Genomic DNA, 19,633 nt, shown 5'->3' on the forward strand with positions numbered 1-19,633 from the left:
GACCCAGCACTCGCGTAGCTTTCATTCCCACACAAATAGCTGTCGACAACCGAGCGCTTGAAACGCGGACTGTGCTTGGACATGCAAAACCCCCGAAGGTTGTGTCCAACTTTCGGGGGTCAGTTCAGTCTGCCGGGCCTTTCTCTTTTTGATGCCTTCAATCAGGCTCAGTGATCCATGGCCTTGACGATTTCCTCGGTCATCTTCTTGGCGTCGCCGAGCAGCATCATGGTGCCGTCCTTGTAGAACAGCGTGTTGTCGATGCCGGCATAGCCGGAGCCGAGCGAGCGCTTGACGAAGAGGCAGGTGCGCGCCTTGTCGACGTCGAGGATCGGCATGCCGTAGATCGGCGAGGCCTTGTCGTCGCGCGCAGAGGGGTTGGTGACGTCGTTGGCGCCGATGACATAGGCGACATCGGCCTGTGCGAATTCGGAGTTAATGTCCTCCAGTTCGAACACCTCGTCGTAAGGGACGTTCGCCTCCGCCAAAAGGACGTTCATGTGGCCGGGCATGCGGCCGGCGACCGGATGGATGGCGTATTTCACCTCGACGCCGTTGGCCTTGAGCTTGTCGGCCATCTCGCGCAGCGCATGCTGCGCCTGGGCGACGGCCATGCCGTAGCCCGGCACGATGATGACCTTCTGCGCGTTCATCATCAGATAGGCCGCGTCGTCGGCCGAGCCCTGCTTGACGGTGCGCTCGATGCCGTCGTCGCTTGCTGCGGCCGTCTCGCCGCCGAAGCCGCCGAGGATGACCGAGATGAAGCTCCGGTTCATGCCCTTGCACATGATATAGGACAGGATGGCGCCGGACGAGCCGACCAGCGCGCCGGTGATGATCAACGCAAGGTTGCCGAGGGTGAAGCCAAGCGCTGCCGCCGCCCAACCCGAATAGGAGTTCAGCATCGACACCACGACCGGCATGTCGGCGCCGCCGATCGGAATGATCAGGAGCACGCCGAGTACCAGCGAGGCGGCGACGATCAACCAGAAGACGAGCTTCGATTCGGTGCCGACCAGAAGCACGATCAGCACCACCAGGGCGACGCCGAGCGCGATGTTGATCAAGTGGCGGCCGCCGATCATGATCGGCTTGCCGGACATGCGGCCGTCGAGCTTGAGGAAGGCGATGACCGAGCCGGTGAAGGTGATGGCGCCGATGGCCACGCCGAGGCTCATCTCGACCAGCGCCTGGGCGTGGATGTCGCCGGCCGTGCCGATGCCGAAGCTTTCCGGCGCGTAGATGGCGGCGGCGGCCACCATGACAGCGGCGAAGCCGACGAGTGAGTGGAAGGCGGCGACCAGCTGCGGCATCGAGGTCATGGCGATTCGGCGCGCGGTGACGGCGCCGATGCCGCCGCCGATGGCGAGGCCGAGCACGATCAGGCCGAAGCGGCCGGCCGATGGGGTTGCCAGCGCCAGCGTGGTGGCGATGGCGATGCCCATGCCGATCATGCCGTAGAGATTGCCCTGGCGGCTGGTGGTCGGATGCGAGAGCCCGCGCAGCGCCAGGATGAACAGGATGCCGGAGACGAGATAGAGGAAGGAAGCGAGATTGACGGTCACGTCACTTTTCCTTCTTCTTGTACATGGCGAGCATGCGCTGGGTCACCAGGAAGCCGCCGAAGATGTTGACCGAGACCAGCACCAGGGCGACGAAACCGAAGCCCGCGGCGAGGCCGGAAGCGGCAATGCCGACGGCAAGCAGCGCGCCGACGACGATGACCGAGGAGATGGCGTTGGTGACGGCCATCAGCGGCGTGTGCAGCGCCGGCGTCACCGACCACACGACATAATAGCCGACGAAGATCGCCAGCACGAAGATGGCGAAGCGGAAGACGAAGGGATCGATGGCGCCGCCCGAGAGCGCATGCGCGGCGTTGCCGGCAGCCTCGGCGCCGGCAGGCGCGTTGGCGAGATCCTGCACCGCCAGCCGCACGGCGGCGGTCGCCTGGTCGAGCTGGTCCAGGGCTTTCTGCAGCTGTTCCATCACGCGGTCCCTTTAGTCTTAGAGGTGGGCGACTTGGCTGCGGCGGCCCTCTTCTTCGGCGCCGGCTTCGGGTCGGCGGCTTCGGCAACCATGGTCGTCGCCGGAATGGCTGCCGGCTCGGTGCGCGGCTCCTCCGCCGCCTTGGCGAAGTTCGGATGCACGACCTTGCCGCCGTCGGTCAGCATCGTCGCCTTGACCAGCTCGTCGTCGCGCTTGATGGCGAGCTGCTTCGTCGCCTTGTCGACCATCGTCTCGAGGAAGGCGTAGAGGTTCTTGGCGTAGAGCAGCGAGGCGGATGCGGCGACACGACCAGGCACGTTGAGATGGCCGACGATCTTGACGCCGTTTTCGGTCGTCACGACCTTGCCCGGCACCGCGCCCTCGACATTGCCGCCGCGCTCGACCGCGAGGTCGACGATCACCGAACCCGGCCTCATCGAGGCGACCATGGCGGCTGAGACCAGCTTCGGCGCCGGACGTCCCGGGATCAGCGCCGTGGTGATGACGATGTCCTGCTTGGCGATGTGCTCCGCGGTCAGCGCCGCCTGCTTGGCCTGGTATTCCTTCGACATTTCCTTGGCGTAGCCGCCGGCCGTCTCTGCCGCCTTGAACTCCTCGTCCTCGACCGCCAGGAACTTGGCGCCGAGCGACTGCACCTGCTCTTTCACCGCCGGGCGCACGTCGGTGGCGGTGACGACGGCGCCAAGGCGGCGCGCGGTGGCGATCGCCTGCAGGCCGGCGACGCCGACGCCCATGATGAAGGCCTTGGCCGCAGGCACGGTGCCCGCCGCCGTCATCATCATCGGCAGCGCGCGGTCATATTCGGCAGCGGCGTCGATCACCGCCTGGTAGCCGGCGAGGTTGGCCTGCGAGGACAAAACGTCCATGACCTGCGCACGGGTGATGCGCGGCATGAACTCCATGGAGAAAGCGGTGATGCCGGCCTTGGCCATGGCGGCCACCGCGGCATCGTTGCCATAGGGGTCCATGATGGCGATGACGGCGGCGCCGGACTTGTAGCCCTTCAACTCGGCATCGGTCGGCCGGCGCACTTTCAGCACGACGTCGGCCTTCGACGCGTCGGCAGTCTTGCCGATCGCGGCACCCACCGCGGCAAAATCCTGGTCGGGGATGCGGGAGCCGAGGCCGGCGCCCTTCTCGACGATCACGTCGAAGCCGAGACCAGCCAGACGTTTGACCGTTTCCGGCGAGGCCGCGACGCGCGGCTCGCTCGGGTCAAGCTCACGAGGGATGAACACTATTTGTCCCACCGGGCGATCCTTTCGGCTGGAACCTTGATTACGCAAGGCGTCGGCCGGACGTCCGGCGACGTCGAGGCGATGGGCTTGGGAAGTCTACCGCAGAATGAGCGTGCCGATGGCCGTGATCAGGATGAACACGATGAGGCCCGAGAAGAAGCCGCCGACGAAGAAGCCGAAGGCCATGGCGATGAGGATGGCGGCGCAGACCAGCGAGCCGTATTTGGCAAGGCCGAGGAAGGCCTTGTAGGTGCGGTCGTGCTCGGCATAGTCCATCTGCGCGCCTAGCTCGACAGGACCGGCGGGCGTGTGATCAGCCATGAAAGTACCCCTTCGAAAAAGCCTTTGAGGCACATAGCGAAAAGCCGAACCAAGAGCAATGGCGCTATTGCCGCACAGCCCGCGACAACAGCCTCAAATGAAAGTTGAAACCGGTTTCGCTGCGGACAGCGGCCGGCGCCCGGCGAGCCTGTCGGCCGTTCTCAATATGCTTTGACTATTTCGCGTTTTCCCGCGCGACGGGAGGAGATTATCGTTGCCTGCCCGCAGGACCCGACGAGGAACCGCCATGATTTTGCCGACGCAGAGATTTGACTGGAACGGCACCATGATCGCCTGGGGCTCGGTCGGCTCCGGCCCCGCCATCGTGCTCGTCCATGGAACGCCTTTTTCCTCGCATGTCTGGCACCGCGTTGTCCCTGAACTGGCGCGTGACCATACGCTCTACTTTTACGATCTGCCGGGATATGGCCAGTCCGAGAAACGGGAAGGCCAGGACGTCTCGCTGGCCATCCAGAACAGAGCCCTGGCGGCGATGCTGGGGTTCTGGAAGCTGGACCGGCCGAATGTCATCGCCCACGATTTCGGCGGCGCCACAGCCCTGCGCGCGCATCTGATCGACGGCTGCAACTATGAAAGGCTGTTGTTGATCGATCCCGTGGCGGTTCGGCCCTGGGGCTCACCCTTTGTCCAGCATGTCGGGCGTCATGAATCCGCTTTCGCCGGCGTACCGGATTACATTCAGACGGCGATCCTAAAGGCCTATATTGCCGGCGCGGCCGCCAAGCCTTTGTCGGACGCCGACCTGCAGCCCTATATCACGCCATGGACCGGCCCGGTCGGCCAGCCCGCCTTCTATCGGCAGATCGCGCAAATGGACCAGCGTTTCACCGACGAAGTCGAACCGCTCTATCGTGCGTTCCGCTGCCCGGTGGCCTTGCTGTGGGGAGAAGAAGACCGCTGGATCCCGCCGCAGAGCGGCACGAAGCTAGCGACCATGCTGCCGGATTGCAGCTTGACGCTCATTCCAGGCTCCGGGCACCTCATGCAGGAAGACGCACCCGAAGCCATTGTCGCCGCAGCCCTGCGCTTCTTCGCCGGCTGAGCGGTTCATTCAGCTGGCGAGATGCGGGAACAGGCCAAGCAGGCCGACGACGATCAGATAGAGCGCGACGATGTAGTTGAGGAGCCGCGGCATCACCAGGATCAGCACGCCGGCGATCAGCGAAATCAGCGGCGTCAGCGCGAGCGAGTGGATGGTCATCTGGGGATCCTTTCCTTCGACGGGCGCGAACGCCCGTCAGACAAGGCTGCGGAGATAGCGAGGTTCACCGTTTCACGGAAACGATGAACCTCGGTGTTTGACAGAATTTCCGGACGGACAACCGCTCAGACCTTTCCTGGAACTGCTCGAATAACGGCGCAGCCGGCGAAAGGTTCACAACCTGCGTTCAGGCAGCCGCGCGAAAGAACTTCGCCGTCGGCACGATCGACAGAGGCGTCAGCCGGTTGATGGCCGGATTACCGAACATGAGCCGCTGTTCCATCGGCGTCGATCTGAAGAACGGCAACCGGTCGAGTATCCGGTGAAAATTCGCTTCATTGCCGGAAATTTCGAACAATGCGAGCGGAGGAATAACGCCCGGAAACGCCTTGCCCTCGGTCATCTGCTTTGCGCTGAAGAAGCGGGCATAAAAAGCGGAATGCTCCAGCTTGATCGGGATGAACATCGCGGTCTGGCGGAAATAGCAGTAAGCCACCATGCAAATCCTGAGGGTCAGGAAAGGCAGGACTCCCGGCGCCGGGGCGAGGTCCGGGTCGGTTGCGAACCGGGTTCCGTCGATGAAAGTCTCTCCGCGGGCAAGCCGCTCGGCCAATATTTCCGGATAGGCGTCGACGGAGGGCGAGTAGGGATGCTCGCGGGTGATGTAGTGCAGCCGCAATGTGCTTACCAGGTGGCCGTCGAAATAGACGCCGAACCTGTAGGAATTCGGCAGATTGTCCCAGCGGTCCTCGAACATCCCGCCGGCGATCGGACCACACATACCTGAGCGCCGATAGGAGTTGTAGCGGAGCCGATAGATCGCCTCCAGATCTTCGCCCCCGGTGATGAGACGATACTCGACATGGTCCAGTAATTGCATCATCGATTGGTTAAGCGCGGAGTCCATCCTCGCGCCGGCGCCAGCCGAAGCACTCTTCCTCGCAGCATCCATTGTCATTCCTCGAATTCCGCCTGCAACTAAGGCTATTCGAGTTGAAATGGGACACAAGCTGAAAATTCGATATTGCTGATTTACCGCTTGTTAACCTTAACGGCCGGGCCGATTTTCGCAGATTCTCTAAGCAAAAAAGCAAACTCGACGCCGACGGGCCGTCCAAGACCACCTGCCGGCGATCCGCTGGACCATCCTAAGTTCAAGGTCTGAAGACGCCGAGGCGCAGCAAGCTTAGGCTTGCGTGAAGGCGGCGGTGATCCGCGAAATCGCAGCCCGAACGACACCACTCCGAACCGAGAGCAGTGTTGGAGTTTGCCCGAAATCGGTTCAGCTGGCTGTCCTTTTGCCGGCGATATGCAACTCGGCCGCAAATGGCCAAGTGACGCTCGACATCGTCTCGATGCCCGACGCGCTGAGCGCGGCGCCGAAGAGAAAACCCTGCACGAAGTCCGGTTTGACCAGATGGATCAGCGTCTTCAGCTGCTCGAAGGTCTCGACCCCTTCGATGGTTACGGAAAGGCCCAGTGTCCGGGACAGGCCAACAATGCCCTTGAGAAGATCGAGCGACTGCCGGTTCTGGTTTAGATCGACCAGGAACGAGCGGTCGATCTTGATCTTGTCGAGCGGCAACTTGTGCAGATAGCTCAGGCTGGAATAGCCGGTCCCGAAATCGTCAAGCGCAATGCGCACGCCAAGCGCCTTCAAGTCCTCGATCGACTCACGCGTCAGCGACTTGTCGTCGAGCAATGCGGTCTCGGTGACCTCGATCTCGAGCCGGTGCGCCGCCAGGCCCGACTTGGCCAAGGCTTCCCTGACCTTCTGGACGATATCGCGGCTGCGGAAATCCTTGGCCGACAAGTTCACCGACACACTGGTCTGGGCCGGCCATTTGGCGCATTCGGCGCATGCGGCCTCCAGCACGAAGGTGCTGATGTCGGAAACGATGCCCATCTCTTCCGCCAAGGGGATGAAGACGCTGGGCGAGATTGGGCCGAGGTCGGGATGGTCCCAGCGGCAGAGCGCCTCGCAACTGGCGATGCGCATGGTGCTGACGGAGACGATCGGCTGATAGACAACGCGCAAATCCTTGGCCTGCACGGCATTGCGCAAATCCGCCTTCATCAGCTGGCGATTGCGGAAAGCGGCGTCCATGGCCGCCTCGAACAGACGCCAGCTGTTCTTGCCAAGTTCCTTGGCCTTGTAGAGGGCAAGGTCGGCCTTGACGATCATTGCATCAACCTCGGTGTCCTTGACCTTGGACAGCACCGCGCCGCCGCTGGCCTGGATGCGCAAGCCGTGGCCGGCGACGTCCACCTCGCCCTGCAGGTCCGCGAATATCTGATCGAGGAGGGTGCTGAGGTGGCTCTCATCCTCGACACGGTCGAAGAAGACCATGAACTCATCGCCGCCGAAGCGGCTGACCGTGATGCCCGGCCCGGCAATCGCTGCAAGACGCTCGGCCACGGCGTAAATCAACCCGTCGCCGACAGGATGACCGAGCGTGTCGTTGACGCTCTTGAAGTCGTCGAGATCGAGCACCGCCAGACCGCAGAGCCGCTCCTGCTCGCCGGAGGCCATGGCCTCACGGACAAGTTCGTGGAAGTAGGCGCGGTTCGGCAAACCGGTCAGATTGTCGTAGCGCGCCATGAAGCGTATCTTTTCCTCCGCCTCGACGCGCGCCGTCACGTCCTCGAAGGTGACGACGCCCAGTTCCTGGCTCCCTTCACGAGCGGAGAATTCGTAGTGCTGGCCGTTTGCGAGCGAGACCAGTACCTTGCGGTCGCGGCCTTCGCGCAGGGCGCGCGTCAGTTGCGCCTCGATGTAGCGGCAGTCTTTCGGGGCCAGCATGCCGCCGGCGACGCCGCGCATCAGGAGGCCGTGGATCGACCGCCCCAGCAGCGCGCCCGGCGATTTCAATGACATCAAATGTGCTGCCTCGGCGTTGGCGACGACCACCTTTCCGTTCGAGTCGAGCATGACAAGACCGTGCGACATCGTATTCAGCGCCCGGTCGAACCTTTGCGCCAATTCCTTCGCCTGCCGGTGACCGATGACCGCCGAGAACAGAACGTTGCGGACATGATCGGCGCTGCTGATGGTGACGATTGTCGTCGGGACGATCATCAGCCCGAGGACGAAGTCGGGGACGTCCATGCGCAGGACGAGCGCAAGTGCTGGCGGCCCAATGAGGGTAACGGAAAAAATCTGCACCATGCGCCTGGAACCGTAGCTCCGGCCGACAACCGTGAGCAGGGTGGTCAATGCCAACGACACGGACGACAGTTCGGCGAAGGAATCGGGACGCAGGTAGATCGACACGAAACACAATGACCCCAATGCGAGGCCCTGCGCACTGCCTTTGATAATGTAACCTCGTTCCCACGCCTCTGCCTTTTCGACAGTGGGTAAAGTGCCGCCGCTCTTTTGGAAGCTGCGGATGCTGAAGTAGCGCCAGAGGTTGATCGACAACAGAAGGAAGGCGAAGCCAAGATACAGCGTATCCTGCGTCCGCAGGTAGATCATCAATCCGAGGATCCAGTAGCATACGCCGCCGACCACCAGCATGTAGGCGTTGTCGGACAACGCCCGCACAAACTGGATATAAACATCCGCCGGGATGTCTTCGGTCTTTGCTCTGCCCATATCGTTGGCCCAACGCTAAGCCTTGTCATCCCACACCCGCCTTAAGAAAGGCTTAGAACCGCGCTTCATGCCGGTTGCAGAGCGTTGAGACCCGCGGGACAGATCAGGAAATTCAGGGGGTTCCAGGCGCTATCTACGCGCCGGCGCCATCACTCCGCCGCCCGAAGCGATGGCTCCGCGGGGGCTTGATTCAAACGCTCGATCAGCCGCGAGCGCTCGCCTGCCGCTTTCATGGCGCTGGCCTGCCGGACATGGCCGTAGCCGCGGATGAGAGCGGGCACTGAGGCAAGGGCCGTGGCGGCCTCGATCCGTCCCGGCGCCAGCGCGCCGACGATGAGGTCGAGATCGGCCTCATACTCTCTCAACGCTTGCCGCTCCATGCGCCGCTCGGCCGTGTAGCCGAAAAGGTCCAACGCGGTTCCGCGCAGGCCCTTCATCGCCGCCAGCAGCCGAAAGCCCTTCATCATCCACGGGCCGAAGCTCGATTTCCTTGGGCTACCGTCCTTGCCGCGCCGGCCGAGGATCGGCGGCGCGAGATGGAATTCGAGCTTCTCGTAGCTCTGGAACTGCTTGGCGAGGTCGGCGGCGAAAGTGCCGTCGGTGTAGAGTCGCGCCACCTCATACTCATCCTTGATCGCCATCAGCTTGAAGAGATTCCTGGCGACGGCCTCGGTCACCGCGGTCGAGCCGGGCACAGCCTTGGCTTCGGCGGCGCGCAAGGCCGCCACGCGGTCGGCGTAGCGCCTGGCATAGGCGGCGTTCTGGTAGGCGGTGAGGAAGGCGACGCGGCGGGCGATGACCTCATCCAGCGTCTCGGCCGGTTTCGACGCCGGCTTGCCGGTCTGGGCGACCAGGCCACGCACGAAATCGGGCTGGTGCGCGGCGCGGCGGCCCCAACGAAAGGCTGCGACGTTCATGGCGACCGCTTCGCCGTTCAATTCTATCGCCTTTTCAACGGCTTCGGCCGAAAGCGGCAAGCCGCCATGCTGGAAGGCGAAGCCAAGCATGAACATGTTGGCGCCGAGCGAATTGCCGAACAAAGCGGTCGCCGTGCGGGTGGCGTCGAAGAAATGCGCCTTGTCGTCGCCGGCAGCCGCCCGGATCGCCTTCTTCAGCCGCTCGACCGGCAGCGAGAAGTCGGCGGAGCGGGTGAATTCGCCGGGCATGATCTCGGCGGTGTTGGCGAGGAAGATCGTGTGGCCCTCGCGCACCGCGCCCAGCACCTTCTTGGCGCCGGAGACGACGAGGTCGCAACCGAGCACGAGGTCGGCCTTGCCGGCCGAGACGCGGATGGCGTGGATGTCCTCGGGTGTCGGGGCGATGCGGACATGGGTGAAGACCGAGCCGCCCTTCTGGGCAAGGCCCGCCATGTCGATCATGCCGCAGCCCTTGCCCTCGATATGGGCGGCCATGCCGAGCACTGCGCCGATGGTGACGACGCCGGTGCCGCCGACGCCGTCGATGATCGCCGCCCAGCCCTGGTTGCCCATGCGGAATTCAGCCGGCGCCGGCACGCCGTCCAGCGGATCGGCCCTGCCGGCAATGCCTTCGGCCTTCCTGATCTTGCCGCCATGCACGGTGACGAAAGACGGGCAGAAACCGTTGAGGCAGGAAAAATCCTTGTTGCAGCTCGACTGGTCGATCCGGCGCTTGCGTCCGAATTCGGTCTCGACCGGCTGGATCGAGACGCAGTTCGACTGCACGCCGCAATCGCCACAGCCTTCACAGACCAGCTCGTTGATGAAGACGCGCTTGTCCGGATCGGGGAAGGTGCCGCGCTTGCGGCGGCGGCGCTTTTCGGCGGCGCAGGTCTGATCGTAGAGCAGCACCGAAACGCCTTTCACCTCGCGCAATTCGCGCTGGACGAGATCGAGATCGTCGCGGTGGTGGATGGTTATGCCGGCCGGGAAATCGGCCTTGCCGGCATATTTGCCGGGCTCGTCGGTGACGACGGCGATGCGCTCGACGCCCTCGGCGCGCACTTGCCTGGCGATCATGTCGACGGTCAGGCCGCCCTCATGCGGCTGACCGCCGGTCATGGCGACGGCATCGTTGTAGAGGATCTTGTAGGTGATGTTGGCGTCGGAGGACAGGGCGAAGCGGATCGCCAGCACGCCGGAGTGGTTGTAGGTGCCGTCGCCGAGATTCTGGAAGATGTGGTCGCGCTTGGAGAACGGCGCCTGTCCGACCCATTGCGCGCCCTCGCCTCCCATGGCGGTGAAGCCGACGGTGTTCCTGTCCATCCACAGCGCCATGAAATGGCAGCCGATGCCGGCGGCTGCCAGCGAGCCCTCCGGCACCTTGGTCGAGGAATTATGCGGGCAGCCCGAGCAGAAGAAGGGCGTGCGCGAGCCGATATCGAGCGTGTCGGCGAGCATCGCCTGGAACTGGCGCAGCTTCGCCACCCGCGCGGCAATCTCTTCCGACGGGCCGATGGTGCGCAGGATCCGTTCGCCGAGCGCAATCGCGATCTCGTTCGGATCGAGTGCGCCCTTGGCCGGAAACAGCCAGTCGCCGCGTTCGTCCTTCTTGCCGACGATCACCGGCTGCGTGGCGGTGCCGTAGAGGTTCTCGCGCAGCTGCACCTCGATCAGCGAGCGCTTCTCCTCGACGACGACGATGGTGTCGAGGCCGCGCGCGAAATCGGCGATGTGCTGGAAATCCAACGGCCACGGGCAGCCGACCTTGAACAGGCGGATGCCGATGTGGTTCGCCGCCTGTTCGTCGATACCGATATCCTCCAGCGCCTGGCGGACGTCGAGATAGCTCTTGCCGATGGTGATGACGCCGAGCCTGGGATTGCGGCCGCCGGAATAGATGATGCGGTTCAGCCCGTTGGCGTGGATGAAGGCGGAAGCGGCGGCGCGCTTATGTTCATGCAGCCGCTCTTCCTGGCCGAGCATGTCGATCTCGTGGCGGATGTTCAGGCCGCCCGGCGGCATGTCGAATTCGGGAATGACGATGCCCAGACGCTCGATCGAGGCGTCGACCGAAGCCGTCGATTCGATGTTGTCCTTGACGCATTTGATCGCCGCCCAGGTGCCGGCGAAGCGCGACATGGCAAAGCCGTAAAGGCCGTAGTCGATGATCTCCTGCACGCCGGCCGGATTGAGGATCGGCACCATGGTGTCGACGAACAGGAACTCGGTGGCATGCGCGTTGGTCGAGGATTCGGCCATGTGGTCGTCGCCCATCAGGGCAAGCACGCCGCCATGTTTCGAGGAACCGGCAAGATTGGCGTGGCGGAAGACGTCGCCGGACCGGTCGACCCCCGGCCCTTTGCCGTACCAGACCGAGAAGACGCCGTCATGCGTGCCTTCGCCCAGCAATTCGGTCTGCTGCGAACCCCAGCAGGCGGTGGCTGCGAGCTCCTCGTTGAGGCCCGGCTGGAAGACGATGTCGGCTTGCGCAAGCTGCTTCTTCGCCCGCCACAGTTGCATGTCGAGGCCGCCCAAGGGCGAGCCGCGGTAGCCGGAAACGAATCCCGCGGTGTTGAGGCCGGCGCGGCGGTCGCGCTCGCGCTGCATCAGAAGCATGCGCACGACGGCCTGCGCGCCGGACAGGAAGACGCGCTCCTTACCAAGGTCGAACTTGTCGTCGAGCGCGACGTCGTGCAGCGTCATCGGCTATTTCCTCTGCGGAGGCACCTCAAATCAGGCAGCCAACGTCGGAGTGGGACGCCGCAGTCTTTCGTCCCTTGGCGGTGAGGTCAAACAAAATCGCAGAGGCCAGATAACACGCAACAAACGGTCTGGCGAACGGCAGGTGGCGCACGCAAGATCATGCTAACCGCTTTGTGAGGAACAAAAATTTCGTGACAGGGCGGTTCGCCATTTCACTGAAACGGCGAACCGCCCTATCTTTTGGTTTTTGACGCAATTCCGGACGGAAGGCTACGGCGAAGACGCCGAGCCCAACCGCTCCACACTTTTCCTGGAATTGCTTTAACGCTGCGCGTTTCAGGTCGCTTTCGAGCAATCCGGCTTCTGAGCATCGGGCAGCTTGCCGTCAGGGTGGCCGGCAAGGTCCGGGTTGAGCTCGTATTTCGGTCCGATCACCAGTGGTCGGTCCGGCAGCATCGTCTGGTCCTCGGACGAGGTCATTGTGGTGTCGATGCTCTGCAGCAACGTGCCGTTGGAATCCTCGATGCGGATCGAGACGCTGTAGGGCTTGTCCTTGACCACGCAGGTGAGCGGCGGGCTGGTCAGCGTGATATGCGGCAGCTTCGGCCAGATCTTCTGGTTGACGACGAGCGGGTCGCCGCCGGCCGGGTTCTGGAAGCTCACCACCGCAACCTGGCCGTCGACCATCGGCCGCAGCGGCCTCAGCGTGATGACATAGGTGGCGATGGCCAGCCGATAGTTGAACTCGAACAGTTTTCCCGAGATGGCAAAGAGCTGGTCCTTGCCAGTGTCGCGGCAGGCGCCGAGCGCGATTGTGGCGACCAGGGCGGCGGCGACCAGGGCCGAACGCGAAAATTTTCTAAGCATTGGGAACCTCCCTCGCCGCTGTACGGCGGCGGTAATAGCGGTTTGCCTTCTGGCGATTGCCGCAGACAGCCATGTCGCACCACAAACGGCTGGCGTTGCGGCTGCGGTCGACGAACAGCCAGCTGCAGTTGGGACAGATTCTGAGCCTCGCCACGGTTTCGTCGCGCAGCAGCGACAGCGCCGAAACGGCCAAAGCCGCCTCGAAGGCGATCGGCGTTTGCGGGTCGCCGAAAGGCTGGCCCGGCGTTCCGATCTCGGTCGCGCTGCCTGACAGCCCGCTGGCGCAGGCCATCAGGAAATCCGGCAGGTGGCTGGTCGCCACCGCGCCGTTCGATACGGCATGGCGAAACAGCCGGTCGGTCGCTTCGCGGATTGAGATGACGATTGGCTTGATCTCGCCCGGCTCCGGCGCCCGCAGCCGCCGGCCGCCGAGCTCGACGGCGCGAAAGCCGCTTGCCGCCTCGGCGAAACGGGCGATCTCGGCCGGATCGTCAAAGCGGTCGAAGGACTTTTGCGGATCGTTGCGCAGCACCACGGTGTTCGCCGTGTCGAGCGCAAGGATGCCACCGGTGAAACGGTGCGGGGTCCAGGAAACCGTCATAAGGGAAATCTAACCGATAAAACGCATTTGACAAGTTAGATTCCGAATGTAACGCTCCATGCAGGGTCGCGCCATGCGGCCCCCAAGGACGCCGCATGCTCTATTTCTTCCAGCAGGTGCTGAACGGGCTGCATTCGGGCGCGCTCTATGCGCTGCTCGCCTTCGGCTATGTGCTGACCAACGGCATCCTGCACCGCACCAACCTGGCTTACGGCGCGCTGTTCGCCTTCTGCGGCCAGACGATGATCCTGACCGCCGCCTTCGGCTATCAGGCGCTGTGGCTGACGCTGGCTGCCGCGGTGGCGCTCGGCGTGGCCGCGGCCCTGCTCTACGCCGCGCTGATCAGCCACATTCTGTCGCGCAGCGTGTTCGAGAGGCTCGCCGACCGCTCGCCCAACGCCATCGTGGTGACGACGCTCGGCATCCTGATCTTCCTGTCGGAGGCCAGCCGCATCGCCGCCGACACGCACGACCTGTGGCTGCCGCCGATGCTCGCCACTCCCGTCATTTTCGCCGAGGGCGGCGGCTTCAAGGTCACGCTCACCGTCATCCAGCTGCTGGACTGCGCGGGCGTCGTCGCACTGGTGGCGCTGGCGGCCTGGCTATTTTCCCACTCCAGCTTCGGCCGCGCCTGGCGGGCCGTCTCCGACGATCCGAAGGCGGCGGCGATGTGCGGCGTCGACGTCACCGCCGTGTTCCGCCGCGCCGTGCTGTTCGGCGGCTTCTGCGCGGCCCTGGCCGGCGTGCTTGCCGGTCTCTATTACGGCAATGTCAGCTTCGGCACCGGGCTGATCTACGGCCTCAAGATCCTGTTCGTGACGGCGGTCGGCGGCTATCTGTCGCCGCTCAAGGCGGCCCTTGGCGCCGCGGCCTTCGGCATGGCGGAATCGCTGTGGGCCGGCTACTTCCCGCTCGAATGGCGCGACGCCTGGATATACCTGTTCCTCGTCGTCATGCTGGTGCTGATCGGCGCCGGGCGCGACCAGGCCAAGATCGCCTAAAACGCGTCGCGATCTTTCAGATTCGCTCCATGCGCTTTAGGTTTTGGTTTACGCATGTCTTTATCCTGAAACCGGGTCCCACTTTCAGGAGACATGCTTTAAGCATCCCAGACTTTGGTTGCATGACGTGCCGTCAAGCGGCGGCGTTCCGGCATTGTCCGGTGCGCCGATCTGTTAGCCGCAGCTTTGCCATGTTGACCTGCCGGACCACGCACTGCATACCGTTGGGCCAGGCGACGCGACACCGAAGGGGGAATCGGGCGCGCCGCATTGTCAGGGAGGATATGCATGGCAGGGCTTCTCGCTCTTTCCAGGACGATCGACCGCATCAACGAGTTCATCGGCCGCTGGGTGTCATGGCTGATCCTGTTCGCGATCCTCGTGAGCGCCGGCAATGCCGTCATCCGCAAGGTGTTCGACACCTCCTCCAATGCCTGGCTCGAACTGCAGTGGTATCTGTTCGGCGCCGCCTTCATGCTGGCCGCGGCCTACACGCTGAAGCAGAACGACCATATCCGCATCGACATCGTGTACGGCATGTTCTCGCGGCGCGTGCAGCACTGGATCGACCTGCTCGGCCACCTGTTCTTCCTGATGCCTTTCGTCGTGCTGATGGTGATCTATTTCGTGCCCTATGTGTCGCTGTCCTTCCACAGCGGCGAGATGTCGACCAATGCCGGCGGGCTGATCGTCTGGCCGGCCAAGGCCATCCTGCTTGTTGGCTTCTTCCTGCTGGCCCTGCAGGGCGTTTCCGAGATCATCAAGAAGATCGCCATCATGCGCGGCGACATGGACGATCCCAATCCCTTCATATCGGCGCATGAGCAGGCCAGGCTCGAGGCGGAGGCGCTGGCCGAGGAAGCCAAAGCCATCGCGGGCGAGGTCCGCCCATGATCGAGTTCATCGCGCAGAACATGGCGCCGATCATGTTCGCCTCGCTGATCATTTTCCTTTTGATCGGCTACCCCGTCGCCTTCTCGCTCGCCGCCAACGGACTTCTGTTCTTCTTCATCGGCGTGCTGGTCTCGCCCTATTCCGGCGGGTCGATCAACCTCGCCTGGCCGCTGCTGCATGCGCTGCCGGACAATTTCTACGGCACCAGGGTGATGTCCAACGACACGCTGCTGGCGATACCGTTCTTCACCTTCATGGGTATCGTGCTCGAACGATCCGGCATGGCCGAGGATCTCCTCGACACGATCGGCCAGCTGTTCGGGCCGATCCGTGGCGGCCTTGCCTATGCGGTCATCTTCGTCGGCGCGCTGCTTGCCGCAACGACTGGCGTGGTGGCGGCCTCGGTCATCGCCATGGGGCTGATCTCGCTGCCGATCATGCTGCGCTACGGCTATGACCGAAGGCTCGCCTCCGGCGTCATCGCGGCCTCCGGCACGCTTGCCCAGATCATTCCGCCCTCGCTGGTGCTGATCGTGCTTGCCGACCAGCTCGGACGGTCGGTCGGCGACATGTATGCCGGCGCGTTGATCCCGGGTATCGTGCTGACCGGCATCTACATGCTCTACATCCTGATCGTGTCGATCGTCCGGCCAAACTCGATGCCGGCGCTGCCTCTCGAAGCCCGCACGCTCGGCCGCGGCGTGATCTCGCTGATCGTGGCGCTGCTGGTAACCGGCGCGATCTCCTACGGCGCCTATCGCTATCTTGCGCCGACGCAGGGCGACAATGCCGACATACTCGGCTTCGCCGTCGGCGTCATCGTCATCTATGTCGCCGCCATAGTCGACCAGCGGCTGAGGCTCAACCTGATGTCGAAGCTGGCGCAGCAGGTGGTGATCGTGCTGATCCCGCCGCTGGCGCTGATCTTCCTGGTGCTGGGCACAATCTTCCTCGGCATCGCCACGCCGACCGAGGGCGGGGCCATGGGCTCGGTCGGAGCATTGATCATGGCGGCGGCCAAGGGACGGCTGTCGCTCGACGTCGTCAAACAGGCGCTTGCCTCGACGACCAGGCTTTCCTCCTTCGTGCTGTTCATCCTGATCGGCGCGCGCGTCTTCTCGCTCACCTTCTACGGCGTCAACGGCCACATCTGGGTCGAGCATCTCCTGACCTCGCTGCCCGGCGGCGAGACCGGCTTCCTGATCGGCGTCAATATCCTGGTCTTCCTGCTTGCCTTCTTCCTCGATTTCTTCGAGCTCGCCTTCATCATCGTGCCGCTGCTGGCGCCCGCCGCCGACAAGCTCGGCATCGACCTGATCTGGTTCGGCGTGCTGCTGGGCGTCAACATGCAGACCAGCTTCATGCATCCGCCCTTCGGCTTCGCGCTGTTCTACCTGCGCTCGGTCGCGGCCCGCGTGCCTTACCTGGACAGGATCACCGGCAAGCAGATCGCGCCCGTCACCACCGGGCAGATCTATTGGGGTGCGGTGCCGTTCGTCTGCATCCAGGTGATCATGATCGGGCTCACCATCGCCTTCCCGCAAATGGTCATGCGCTACAAGGGAGCGGCGGTGGAGCCCAGCACCATCGACCTCAAGCTGCCCGACATGCCTTCGCTGTCACCGCTCGGCGCGCCGCCCGCGAACAACGGCGCGGCCCCCGCCAATGGCGGCGCGCCGGCGGCGCTAGGCACGCCCGACCTGTCGCAGCCGCCGAGCTTCGGCGACGCGCCGGCCAAGCCGGCGGCACCGGCACCCGACCTCTCGCAGCCGCCCAAATTCAACTAGGACATTTCACTGTTTCACAGAAACGGTGAAATGTCCTAGCTCTTTGTTTTGACGCAATTTCGGACGGAAAACCGCTTCACACTTTTCCTGAATTGCTCGGAGGTGGACCATGAGAGCCGTGCGGCTCGAGGCGCTAGGCAAAATCGCGCTGCGCGAGGTTCCCAAGCCCGTTCCCGGGCCTGAGGACGTTCTCGTGCGCATCGAGGCCTGCGGCGTCTGCGGCACCGACCGGCATCTGTTCCACGGCGAATTCCCTTGCACGCCGCCGGTGACGCTCGGCCACGAGTTTTCCGGCATCGTCGAGGCCGTCGGCGCGGCAGTGTCAGGCATTGCCGTCGGCGACCGCGTCACCGGCGATCCCAATATCGCCTGCGGACGCTGCGCCCACTGCCATGCCGGCCGCGTCAACCTGTGCAGCAATCTCAGCGCCATCGGCATCCACCGCGACGGCGGCTTTGCCGACTATGTGCTGATGCCGCACAGGCAGGCCTTCCGGCTGCCCGCAAACCTCAAGCCGGCGCATGGCGCCTTCTGCGAGCCGCTGGCCTGCTGTCTGCACGGCGTGGACCTTGCCGCGATACGGCCGGGCGCGTCGGTCGTGGTGCTTGGCGGCGGCGTCATCGGCCTGCTGGTCGTGCAGCTGGCAAAGCTCGCGGGTGCGGCGACCATCATCCTGTCGACAAGGCAGGCCTCACGCCGCGCGCTTGCCGAGGAGCTCGGCGCGACCGCGACGATCGATCCCAGCGCCGGCGACCCGATCGCAGCCATCGCCGGGCCGAATGGTCTGGTTCCCGGCGGGGTCGACGTGGTGCTGGAATGCGCCGGCGTGCGCAATACCGTCGAGCAGTCGATGCGGATGGCTCGGGCCGGCGGCACCGTCGTCATCGTCGGCGTCGTGCCGCAAGGCATGAAGGTGGAGATCGAGCCGTTCGATCTCTTGTTTCGCGAATTGAAGGTGCTGGGCTCCTTCCTCAACCCGTTCACACATGGCAGGGCGGCGCAGCTGATCGCCTCCGGCGCGATCGAGGTCGACCGGCTGATCTCGAGAAAGGTCAGCCTGGAGGAGGCGCCCGATGTAATCGCCAATCCGCCGGCTCCGGGCGAGGTCAAGGTGCTCGTGGTGCCGGGTTGAGGTAGAGACGCGGTTCTGCCTTCTCCCCTTGTGGGAGAAGGTGTCGCCGAATGCGACGGATGAGGGGTGTTCCAGCTTGGCGCGGACGGCGATCCGTCCAACACCCCTCATCCGTCTCGGCGCTGCGCGCCGATCCACCGCCCGGGGGCGAGCCACGCGTCTCACCCGTCCTTCGGACCCCACAAGGGGAGAAGGTAAGCCAGCCTACAGCTTGCCGTTGCGCTGCTGCACCATCATGAAGGTGTCGTAGTTGTATTCGGCGACCTGGGCCCAGAGATAGTGCTCCTTGCGGAAGCCCTTGATCGATTCCCAGATCTTCTTGAATGGCGCGTTCGAGGCTTCCATCTCGGCATAGACCTCGTTCGCCTTGTCGAAGCAGGCCGCCATGATCTCCTGGCTGAAGGGCGCCAGCTTGGCGCCGCCGGCCACCAGCCGCTTCACCGCGGCCGGATTGAGGAAGTCGTATTTCTGCAGCATGTTGGCGTCCGCCGCCTGGGCGGCGGTGTGCACCAGCGACTTGTAAGCCGGCGACAGCTCTTCGTACTTGGCCTTATTGAAAAGCAGGTGCACGGTCGGGCCGCCTTCCCACCAGCCGGGATAGTAGTAATAGGGCGCGACCTTGTAGAAGCCGAGCTTCTCGTCGTCATAGGGGCCGACCCATTCGGCGGCGTCGATCGTGCCCTTTTCCAGCGCCGGGTAGATGTCGCCGCCGGCGATCTGCTGCGGCACGACGCCGAGCTTCTGCACGACTTTGCCGGCAAAACCGCCGATGCGCATCTTCAGGCCGGACAGATCGGCGACCGTGTTGATCTGCTTGCGGAACCAGCCGCCCATCTGCACTCCGGTGTTGCCGCCCGGCAGACCGAAAAGCCCCTGCGTGGCCAGGAACTCGTTGAACAGGTCGATGCCGCCGCCATGGTAGTGCCAGGCATTCATGCCGCGCGCATTGAGCGAGAACGGCACGGCCGCGCCCAGCGCCCAGGTAGGATCCTTGCCCCAGTAATAGTATGCCACCGTATGACAGGCTTCGACGGTGCCGGCCGCGGTGGCGTCCGCCGCCTGCAGACCTGGCACCAGTTCGCCAGAGGCGAAAACCTGGACCTGGAAATTGCCGTCGGTCGCTTCCGACAGCATCTTGGAGAAGACCTCGGCGCCGCCATAGATCGTGTCGAGCGATTTCGGGAAGGACGATGCCAGCCGCCAGGTCACCTTCGGATTGGACTGGGCTATCGCCGGCGTGGCAAGTGCGGCGGCCGCTGCCGCAGCACCGACGCCGGACGCACCGGCCTTGCGGATGAATGAACGACGATCCATGCAGTTTCCTCCCTTGCGGATCAGC

The 19,633-nt window shown here is 63.9% G+C and carries 16 protein-coding genes; 5 read left to right on the forward strand and 11 right to left on the reverse strand.

Annotation, left to right across the window (positions count from 1 at the left end):
- Nucleotides 1–167: 167 nt before the first annotated feature.
- The 4 genes from EN852_RS26165 to EN852_RS26180 all read right to left on the reverse strand — a co-directional run bounded on the left by EN852_RS26165 (nucleotide 168) and on the right by EN852_RS26180 (nucleotide 3,569).
- Entirely contained in the window at nucleotides 168–1,565 is a 1,398-nt protein-coding gene (locus EN852_RS26165; RefSeq protein ID WP_127878454.1) for an NAD(P)(+) transhydrogenase (Re/Si-specific) subunit beta, read from the reverse strand.
- Between the two features lies 1 nt (nucleotide 1,566).
- Nucleotides 1,567–1,989 carry an NAD(P) transhydrogenase subunit alpha gene (locus EN852_RS26170; protein ID WP_040974911.1) on the reverse strand — a complete coding sequence of 141 codons (423 nt, stop codon included), beginning with the start codon at nucleotides 1,987–1,989 and terminating at the stop codon, nucleotides 1,567–1,569.
- Entirely contained in the window at nucleotides 1,989–3,260 is a 1,272-nt protein-coding gene (locus tag EN852_RS26175) for a Re/Si-specific NAD(P)(+) transhydrogenase subunit alpha (protein WP_127878456.1), read from the reverse strand. Before EN852_RS26175 ends, EN852_RS26170 begins: the two co-directional genes overlap by 1 nt.
- An 84-nt stretch (nucleotides 3,261–3,344) precedes the next feature.
- A complete protein-coding gene (locus EN852_RS26180; protein ID WP_042645175.1) occupies nucleotides 3,345–3,569 on the reverse strand; it encodes an aa3-type cytochrome c oxidase subunit IV in 225 nt (74 codons plus the stop codon).
- A 247-nt stretch (nucleotides 3,570–3,816) separates the two neighbouring features.
- On the opposite strand from EN852_RS26180, the gene EN852_RS26185 reads away from it, so the two are divergent.
- Nucleotides 3,817–4,632 carry an alpha/beta hydrolase gene (locus EN852_RS26185; RefSeq protein ID WP_127878458.1) on the forward strand — a complete coding sequence of 272 codons (816 nt, stop codon included), beginning with the start codon at nucleotides 3,817–3,819 and terminating at the stop codon, nucleotides 4,630–4,632.
- A 9-nt stretch (nucleotides 4,633–4,641) separates the two neighbouring features.
- Here EN852_RS26185 and EN852_RS26190 read toward each other — a convergent pair whose 3' ends face one another.
- The 6 genes from EN852_RS26190 to EN852_RS26215 form a co-directional block, all read right to left on the reverse strand.
- Nucleotides 4,642–4,791, reverse strand: a complete 150-nt coding sequence (locus tag EN852_RS26190) for a DUF3096 domain-containing protein (protein ID WP_127866594.1) — start codon at nucleotides 4,789–4,791, stop codon at nucleotides 4,642–4,644.
- Nucleotides 4,792–4,978: 187 nt separating this feature from the next.
- Nucleotides 4,979–5,698, reverse strand: a complete 720-nt coding sequence (locus EN852_RS26195) for an acyl-homoserine-lactone synthase (protein WP_245519705.1) — start codon at nucleotides 5,696–5,698, stop codon at nucleotides 4,979–4,981.
- A 375-nt stretch (nucleotides 5,699–6,073) separates the two neighbouring features.
- Nucleotides 6,074–8,389: an EAL domain-containing protein gene (locus EN852_RS26200; protein WP_127878460.1), complete on the reverse strand. Its 2,316-nt coding sequence runs from the start codon at nucleotides 8,387–8,389 to the stop codon at nucleotides 6,074–6,076.
- Between the two features lie 149 nt (nucleotides 8,390–8,538).
- Nucleotides 8,539–12,012 (reverse strand): indolepyruvate ferredoxin oxidoreductase family protein, encoded by a 3,474-nt coding sequence (locus tag EN852_RS26205; RefSeq protein ID WP_127878462.1) that lies wholly within the window; start codon nucleotides 12,010–12,012, stop codon nucleotides 8,539–8,541.
- A gap of 336 nt (nucleotides 12,013–12,348) precedes the next feature.
- On the reverse strand, nucleotides 12,349–12,879 hold the full coding sequence (locus EN852_RS26210) for a hypothetical protein (RefSeq protein ID WP_127878464.1): 531 nt from the start codon (nucleotides 12,877–12,879) through the stop codon (nucleotides 12,349–12,351).
- On the reverse strand, nucleotides 12,872–13,480 hold the full coding sequence (locus EN852_RS26215; RefSeq protein WP_127878466.1) for a CGNR zinc finger domain-containing protein: 609 nt from the start codon (nucleotides 13,478–13,480) through the stop codon (nucleotides 12,872–12,874). The genes EN852_RS26210 and EN852_RS26215 overlap by 8 nt, the downstream gene beginning before the upstream one ends.
- Before the next feature lie 95 nt (nucleotides 13,481–13,575).
- Here EN852_RS26215 and EN852_RS26220 point away from each other — a divergent pair, with 95 nt between their 5' ends.
- From EN852_RS26220 to EN852_RS26235, 4 genes are all read left to right on the forward strand, one after another.
- Nucleotides 13,576–14,481: a branched-chain amino acid ABC transporter permease gene (locus tag EN852_RS26220; protein ID WP_127866832.1), complete on the forward strand. Its 906-nt coding sequence runs from the start codon at nucleotides 13,576–13,578 to the stop codon at nucleotides 14,479–14,481.
- Nucleotides 14,482–14,769: 288 nt separating this feature from the next.
- The gene (locus EN852_RS26225; RefSeq protein ID WP_127878468.1) at nucleotides 14,770–15,375 is read left to right on the forward strand and encodes a TRAP transporter small permease subunit; all 606 of its coding nucleotides are present in this window, start codon (nucleotides 14,770–14,772) and stop codon (nucleotides 15,373–15,375) included.
- Entirely contained in the window at nucleotides 15,372–17,162 is a 1,791-nt protein-coding gene (locus tag EN852_RS26230) for a TRAP transporter large permease subunit (RefSeq protein WP_189546182.1), read from the forward strand. Before EN852_RS26225 ends, EN852_RS26230 begins: the two co-directional genes overlap by 4 nt.
- Before the next feature lie 109 nt (nucleotides 17,163–17,271).
- Nucleotides 17,272–18,294, forward strand: a complete 1,023-nt coding sequence (locus tag EN852_RS26235) for a zinc-dependent alcohol dehydrogenase family protein (protein ID WP_127878470.1) — start codon at nucleotides 17,272–17,274, stop codon at nucleotides 18,292–18,294.
- Between the two features lie 204 nt (nucleotides 18,295–18,498).
- Here the strand turns inward: EN852_RS26235 and EN852_RS26245 are convergent, their stop codons facing one another.
- Nucleotides 18,499–19,608 carry a TRAP transporter substrate-binding protein gene (locus tag EN852_RS26245; protein ID WP_127866602.1) on the reverse strand — a complete coding sequence of 370 codons (1,110 nt, stop codon included), beginning with the start codon at nucleotides 19,606–19,608 and terminating at the stop codon, nucleotides 18,499–18,501.
- Nucleotides 19,609–19,633: the final 25 nt, after the last annotated feature.

This window comes from Mesorhizobium sp. M2E.F.Ca.ET.209.01.1.1, from assembly GCF_004010375.2.
Taxonomy (GTDB): Bacteria; Pseudomonadota; Alphaproteobacteria; order Rhizobiales; family Rhizobiaceae; genus Mesorhizobium.

Coding starts and splice junctions, on each gene's coding strand:
- EN852_RS26200 (WP_127878460.1), bottom strand. CDS start 8,389: ATGGGCAGAGCAAAGACCGAAGACATCCCGGCGGATGTTTATATCCAG.
- EN852_RS26185 (WP_127878458.1), top strand. CDS start 3,817: ATGATTTTGCCGACGCAGAGATTTGACTGGAACGGCACCATGATCGCC.
- EN852_RS26220 (WP_127866832.1), top strand. CDS start 13,576: ATGCTCTATTTCTTCCAGCAGGTGCTGAACGGGCTGCATTCGGGCGCG.
- EN852_RS26205 (WP_127878462.1), bottom strand. CDS start 12,012: ATGACGCTGCACGACGTCGCGCTCGACGACAAGTTCGACCTTGGTAAG.
- EN852_RS26245 (WP_127866602.1), bottom strand. CDS start 19,608: ATGGATCGTCGTTCATTCATCCGCAAGGCCGGTGCGTCCGGCGTCGGT.
- EN852_RS26230 (WP_189546182.1), top strand. CDS start 15,372: ATGATCGAGTTCATCGCGCAGAACATGGCGCCGATCATGTTCGCCTCG.
- EN852_RS26195 (WP_245519705.1), bottom strand. CDS start 5,698: ATGGACTCCGCGCTTAACCAATCGATGATGCAATTACTGGACCATGTC.
- EN852_RS26180 (WP_042645175.1), bottom strand. CDS start 3,569: ATGGCTGATCACACGCCCGCCGGTCCTGTCGAGCTAGGCGCGCAGATG.
- EN852_RS26225 (WP_127878468.1), top strand. CDS start 14,770: ATGGCAGGGCTTCTCGCTCTTTCCAGGACGATCGACCGCATCAACGAG.
- EN852_RS26170 (WP_040974911.1), bottom strand. CDS start 1,989: ATGGAACAGCTGCAGAAAGCCCTGGACCAGCTCGACCAGGCGACCGCC.
- EN852_RS26190 (WP_127866594.1), bottom strand. CDS start 4,791: ATGACCATCCACTCGCTCGCGCTGACGCCGCTGATTTCGCTGATCGCC.
- EN852_RS26235 (WP_127878470.1), top strand. CDS start 17,272: ATGAGAGCCGTGCGGCTCGAGGCGCTAGGCAAAATCGCGCTGCGCGAG.
- EN852_RS26210 (WP_127878464.1), bottom strand. CDS start 12,879: ATGCTTAGAAAATTTTCGCGTTCGGCCCTGGTCGCCGCCGCCCTGGTC.
- EN852_RS26215 (WP_127878466.1), bottom strand. CDS start 13,480: ATGACGGTTTCCTGGACCCCGCACCGTTTCACCGGTGGCATCCTTGCG.